Below are 5361 nucleotides of genomic sequence, written 5' to 3'. Positions count from 1 at the left end.
CCCCGGAGCCGGACCGCCCGGCGACCCCCGCTCTCCCCCCCGGCGGGGGTCGCCCAGCCGTTGAAAGCGGCCGGGCGGTGGCGCCGCCCTCCACGCGCCACCGCCCGGCCGCCAACCAACCCCCGGCCGCCAACCAACCCGCCTTGGCGATGTCGTGGCGCTTCGGGGTGAAGCACAGGTTCAGCCGCCCAAGCTCGTGGGGTCGGTGGTTGTGCCTTCGCGGCTTCGCCGAACGGCCGGATGAGGTCAGCCGCCGCTGCTCCGGCGTCGCGCCTGGCCGACGGCGGCGCTCACGCTCACAGACCACGGCGACGGGTGCCGTGTCGCAGCGGGGCTGGCGGGGAGCGGAGTTATCCACAATTCACGGTACGTCTTCATCGCCGTCACTCAGCGTCGCAAGGTGGGTGTCTCCGAACGTAAGAAGGAGCATCCGATGAACCTCGCGGCACTGATCGTCACGAGCGACCCCGCTCTCGCCGACGGCCTGCTCCGGCTCGCGGCCGCCGCCGACGTCCACGCCGAAGTGGCTTACGGCGCCGATGAGGCGAGGGCCGCCTGGACGTGGCCCGTCCTCACCCTCGTCGGCCACGACGCGGCCGAAGACGTGGCGTCCGCCGACCTGCAGCGCCGACCGGGCGTCGTCCTGGTCACCGGCGAAGACGCCACGCCCGACACCTACCGGCTGGCGGTCGAGGCCGGAGCGCAGGACGTCGCCGTCCTGCCCGACCATGAGGACTGGCTGATCAACGCGTTCGCCGCGGCCGGTGAACCCGAGAGCGCCTGGGCCACCACGGTGTGCGTGGTCGGCTCGCGCGGTGGAGCGGGAGCCAGCGTGCTCGCCACCGCGCTCGGCCTCGCGGCCGCGGGCCAGGGCCTGCGCACGCTGCTCGTGGACGCGGACCCGTTCGGCGGCGGCGTCGACCTCATGCTCGGGCTGGAGGCGCACGAGGGCGTCCGCTGGCACGATCTCGCCGAACGACGGGGCCGGCTGAACGCCGCCACGCTCCGCGAGACGCTGCCGCGGTCCGGTGACCTGTCCGTCCTGTCGTGGAGACGCGGCGAACCGGTCCCGGTCTCCGAGGAAGCCGTACGGTCCCTGTTCGACGCGGCCGTCCGCGGCTTCGACCTGGTCATCGCGGACGTCCCCCGCTACCCGGGCGACGTGGGCCGCGCGGCCCTGCGCGCCGCCGACACCACGTTCCTGCTCGTCCCGGCCGAGGTCCGCGCGACCGTCGCCGCCGACGGACTCGCCGCCGCCCTCCGCCGCGACACCGCCGACGTGCGGCTCGTCGTCCAGGGCCCGGCGCCCGGCGGCCTGACCGCCGACGCCGTCGCCCACGCGCTCGACCTGCCGTCCGCCGGCGTGTTCGAACGGGACCGCCGCCTTCCCACGGCCATCGACGAGGGCGGTCTCGAACGGGCCTGCCGCCGAGGTCCTCTCGCCGAATTCTGCGGCGGCATCCTCGCCGACCTCGCGCTCCAGCCCTACGCGTATCGCGAGGAGGCCGCATGACCAGGCTGTCCGACGTGATCCGGGACCGGCTGGCCGACTCGGGCGGCGAACCGACCACCGGCCGCGTCGCCGCGGCCCTGCGCGCGGAGGAACGGCTGCTCGGCGACCGCGAGGTACTGACGCTCGCCGACGAATTACATGCCGAGTTCGTCGGCGCCGGGCCGCTGGAGCCGCTGCTGCGCGCGCCGGACGTCACCGACGTCCTCGTGAACGGTCCGGACGAAGTCTGGGTGGACACGGGCTCCGGCCTCGTCCGCACCGCACTGAGCTTCCCGGACGAGCCGTCCCTCCGCCGCCTGGCCCAGCGCCTGACCGCCGCCGCCGGACGACGCCTCGACGACGCCGCCCCCTACGCCGACGCGCGGCTCCCGGGCGGAGTGCGCCTGCACGCCGTCCTGCCGCCCGTGGCCGCGACCGGCACCTGCATCTCCCTCCGCCTTCCCCGCCGCCACGCCTTCACGCTGGACGAGCTGATCGCCGCGGACACCATCCCGCCCGAGGGCGCCGAACTGCTCGCCGCCTTGATCCGGTCCCGCGCCGCCTTCCTGATCACCGGCGGAACGGGTACCGGCAAGACCACCCTGCTGAGCTCTCTGCTGTCGATGGCGGATCCCGCCGACCGGCTCCTCCTGGTCGAGGATTCCGCGGAGCTGAAACCGTCCCACCCTCACGTGGTGCGGCTGGAAGCACGTCCACCCAACATGGAGGGCGCCGGAGGCGTGACGCTCAACGACCTGGTCCGCCAGGCCCTCCGCATGCGCCCCGACCGCCTCGTCGTCGGCGAAGTCAGAGGCTCCGAGGTCGTGGTCCTGCTCCAGGCTCTGAACACGGGCCATGAGGGAGGCTGCGGCACTCTCCACGCCAACACGGCCGCGGACGTGCCCGCCCGCCTCGAAGCCCTGGCCTGCGCGGCGGGCCTGACCCGCGAAGCGGTCCACAGCCAGCTGGCCGCCGCCCTGGACATCGTGGTCCACCTGGTCCGCGAGCCGGGCGGAGGCCGCCGCCGGGTGGCGGAGATATGTCTCCTCCGCCGAGCGTCCGACGGCCTGGTCGGCGTCGTCCCGGCGGTCTCGTTCACCGCGTCCGGCGAGGTCATCCGTGCCTCGGGCGCGGAGTCCCTCACCAGCCGCCTGCAAGGAACGTCGTGATCGACACACTGGCGGTCCTCTGCTCGGCCGCCGCCGTCTGGACCTTCCTGGCCCCTCCTCCTGCCGTCCATCGCCTGAACCACCTCATCACACGCCCACCGGGCAACCCGCTCCGCTCCGTCAGAGCCAGAGCCGAGGCCCTCCGGGAACGGAGAACCCGCCCGCACCGCTGGCGCACGGCCGTGATCGAACTCTGCGACTCCATGGCCGCCGAACTGGCCGCGGGACGAACCCCCGACGAGGCGTTCGCGGCGGCGGCCACCGTCCTTGACCCGCACGTCTCGAAGGAACTCCTCAACATCCCTCGTCCACCGCCCGACCACCTGGCGAAACTGGCCGCGTCCCAGCCAGGCGCCGAGGGGTTGCGCCTCATGGCCGCCTGCTGGCGCGTCGGCTCCGAACGCGGCGGGACCCTCGCCACCGTCCTGGACGGCCTGGCCGCAGCCCTCCGCGACGAAGAGGCCCAACGCCAGGACGTGTCCGTGCAACTCGCAGGCCCTCGCGCGACCGCCCGCCTCCTGGCCGTACTGCCGCTCCTAGGCCTGCTGATGGCCGCGGCCCTTGGCGCACACCCGATCTCATTCCTCTGCGGCACCCTCCCAGGCGCCGCGTGCCTGATCACCGGCACAACCCTCAACCTGACCGGCCTCTACTGGACCCGCCACCTGGCCAGATCCGCCGAATCCGCCCACTGACACGAAGCTGTGGATCACGGAGGCAACGCACATCACCACGCGGCCACGTGGCGTGACCCCCACTTCATCCGCCGTCCGCGCCGCCACTCACCGAGGGCTTCTCCGGTGACCTGTGTGACGGCGGAGGCAGTGCAGTCCTTGCGCCTCTCCCAGAGGAGGGGTCACTCACACACAAGGAGTTCCGATGATTGCGCTGATGGCCGTCCTTTGCGCGGCTGCGTCGGCCTTCTTCCTCCCCAGGGTCGAGAATCCCGCCGGGCAAAGACTGAGCGACCAGTTCCGGAGACCCGCGCAGCGCACAGGAGCACTACCGCCCGCAGGCCATGACCGCAGGATCGTAGAGCCCCACAACCGGGGGCGAAGCGAGGACGGACGGCCCCCTCGCCAGATGAAGCGAAGAGCGTGGACACCACGTATCCGAGCCCCCGCCCTCAGCAGGGACGACGTCCGGCACCCCAAGCCGGAGGACGGGCAAGGGAAGGAACCCGGAAGCGGGGCAGAGGCGGTCCGGCACCGTGACCTTCTTCTCCGGCGCATTGCGTCTGGCGCGGCGGGAGTGCTGTGCGCGGTGACGGTGGGCTGGCCGGTCGGCGCGGTGATCGGTGTCCTCGCCGCGGTGGCCGTCTGGTTCTCGTTCGGCCGCCTGGGGAACGCGGAGCGCAAGCGAACACAGGCGCGCCTCATCGCGGACCTGCCCGTGGCAGTGGATCTGCTCGCGGCCTGCCTGCGTGGCGGTGCCCCTTGGCACGATGCGGTCGCCGCTGTCGCGGACGCGGTGGGCGGCCCGCTCGGGGACGAGTTGCGGGGCGTCTCCGTTCAGATCCGGCTGGGGGCTGATCCATCCGAGGCGTGGCTCGCGCTCGCCGCGAAAGAGCCGATGCTCGCCCCTCTGGCCCGTTCCGCCGTGCGGGCGGCGTCCACAGGCTCGGCGCTGGCCCCCTCTCTGAGCCGCCTCGCGCGAGATCAGCGGCGCGTCGCACGGACGGCCGCGGCCGCCAGGGCACGGGCGGCGGGCATTCGCGCGCTCGCTCCGCTGGGCCTGTGCTTCCTTCCTGCATTCGTGCTGCTCGGCGTCGTCCCGGCCATCGCCGGGATCGCCTCGACGATCCTCCTGCCGTGGTGAGCGATGGGTTATCCACAGCCATCCGCGCGTGGTGAGCGTGGCTTACCCACAGCCATCCCGGCGGGGGGATCGCGGGTTATCCACAGCCATCCCCGTGTGCTGAACGCGGGTTGCCCACAACCATCCCGGCGCGGGGAGTGCGGGTTATCCACAGTGCGGCGTTCACCCGTCACCGGGCTCGGCGGCGCAGCAGCCTCGAATCAGAACCACAAGCGAAAGGAGCCCCATGCGGGCGACACAGATGGTGGTGCGGCGATGGTCCGGCAGGTGCAGGGATCGCGGGATGTCCACAGCCGAGTACGCGGTCGGCACCATCGCCGCGGCCGCGTTCGCCGGCCTGCTGTTCAAGATCGTAACCAGCTCGCAGGTGAGGGACCTGCTCTTACAGATCATCGAGAAGGCCCTCAATCTGGCCGGATGACGGATCGCGGGATGGCCACGGCGGAGATCGCCGTGGCACTCCCCGCACTCGTCCTGATCACCGCGATCGCGCTGTGGGGTTTGACGGCCGCGTCTGTCCAGCTCACCTGCACGGATGCCGCCCGGACCGGTGCCCGCGCCGCAGCCAGAGGCGAGTCCCTGACCGCCGTGCGTGAACTCGTGGTGAAGGCCGTCCCCGAGGGGGCGACGGTGCGGGTAAGCCGAGACGAGGCCACCGTCCACGTGGACGTCTCCGCCCCCGTCAAGCCCCCTGCCGCAGCCGGCCTGCCGGCCTTGACCGTCCACGCCCACGTGGCCGCCGCAACAGAACCGGGAGTCCCACCCGACAAGGCCGAGCAACCACCCAGCCCCGACCAGCAGCCGACCCCAGCGAGATGAGGCCCCCCGCTTTACCCATCGGCGGGGTGGGGCGTGCTCTCGGTGCTGGTTCATGGGGAGGGA

Annotated in this window: 6 protein-coding genes; all 6 read left to right on the top strand. The window is 72.6% G+C overall.

What is annotated here, in order from left to right:
• Positions 1–433 precede the first annotated feature (433 nt).
• The 6 genes from ssd to E1285_RS42895 all read left to right on the top strand — a co-directional run bounded on the left by ssd (position 434) and on the right by E1285_RS42895 (position 5298).
• Positions 434–1513 (top strand): septum site-determining protein Ssd, encoded by a 1080-nt coding sequence (gene ssd / locus E1285_RS42920; protein ID WP_132160661.1) that lies wholly within the window; start codon positions 434–436, stop codon positions 1511–1513.
• The gene (locus tag E1285_RS42915; protein ID WP_132160660.1) at positions 1510–2661 is read left to right on the top strand and encodes a TadA family conjugal transfer-associated ATPase; all 1152 of its coding nucleotides are present in this window, start codon (positions 1510–1512) and stop codon (positions 2659–2661) included. Before ssd ends, E1285_RS42915 begins: the two co-directional genes overlap by 4 nt.
• Positions 2658–3356 (top strand): type II secretion system F family protein, encoded by a 699-nt coding sequence (locus tag E1285_RS42910; protein WP_165967007.1) that lies wholly within the window; start codon positions 2658–2660, stop codon positions 3354–3356. The genes E1285_RS42915 and E1285_RS42910 overlap by 4 nt, the downstream gene beginning before the upstream one ends.
• A gap of 568 nt (positions 3357–3924) precedes the next feature.
• A complete protein-coding gene (locus E1285_RS42905; RefSeq protein WP_243723453.1) occupies positions 3925–4479 on the top strand; it encodes a type II secretion system F family protein in 555 nt (184 codons plus the stop codon).
• A gap of 283 nt (positions 4480–4762) precedes the next feature.
• Positions 4763–4900: a DUF4244 domain-containing protein gene (locus E1285_RS42900; RefSeq protein ID WP_347814132.1), complete on the top strand. Its 138-nt coding sequence runs from the start codon at positions 4763–4765 to the stop codon at positions 4898–4900.
• Complete coding sequence (locus E1285_RS42895; protein WP_132160657.1) at positions 4897–5298, top strand: TadE family type IV pilus minor pilin; 402 nt, start codon at positions 4897–4899, stop codon at positions 5296–5298. Before E1285_RS42900 ends, E1285_RS42895 begins: the two co-directional genes overlap by 4 nt.
• Positions 5299–5361 lie beyond the last annotated feature (63 nt).

Origin of the sequence: Actinomadura sp. 7K507 (assembly GCF_004348425.1) — a bacterium.
In the GTDB taxonomy this organism is placed as follows: Bacteria; Actinomycetota; Actinomycetes; order Streptosporangiales; family Streptosporangiaceae; genus Spirillospora.
Note: the sequence above shows the minus strand (reverse complement) of the source record. Positions and strands in the feature narration are given on the sequence as shown.

Excerpts from the sequence above, each read along its gene's own strand:
- E1285_RS42915 (WP_132160660.1), top strand. The coding sequence starts at position 1,510 with ATGACCAGGCTGTCCGACGTGATCCGGGACCGGCTGGCCGACTCGGGC.
- ssd (WP_132160661.1), top strand. The coding sequence starts at position 434 with ATGAACCTCGCGGCACTGATCGTCACGAGCGACCCCGCTCTCGCCGAC.
- E1285_RS42895 (WP_132160657.1), top strand. The coding sequence starts at position 4,897 with ATGACGGATCGCGGGATGGCCACGGCGGAGATCGCCGTGGCACTCCCC.
- E1285_RS42900 (WP_347814132.1), top strand. The coding sequence starts at position 4,763 with ATGTCCACAGCCGAGTACGCGGTCGGCACCATCGCCGCGGCCGCGTTC.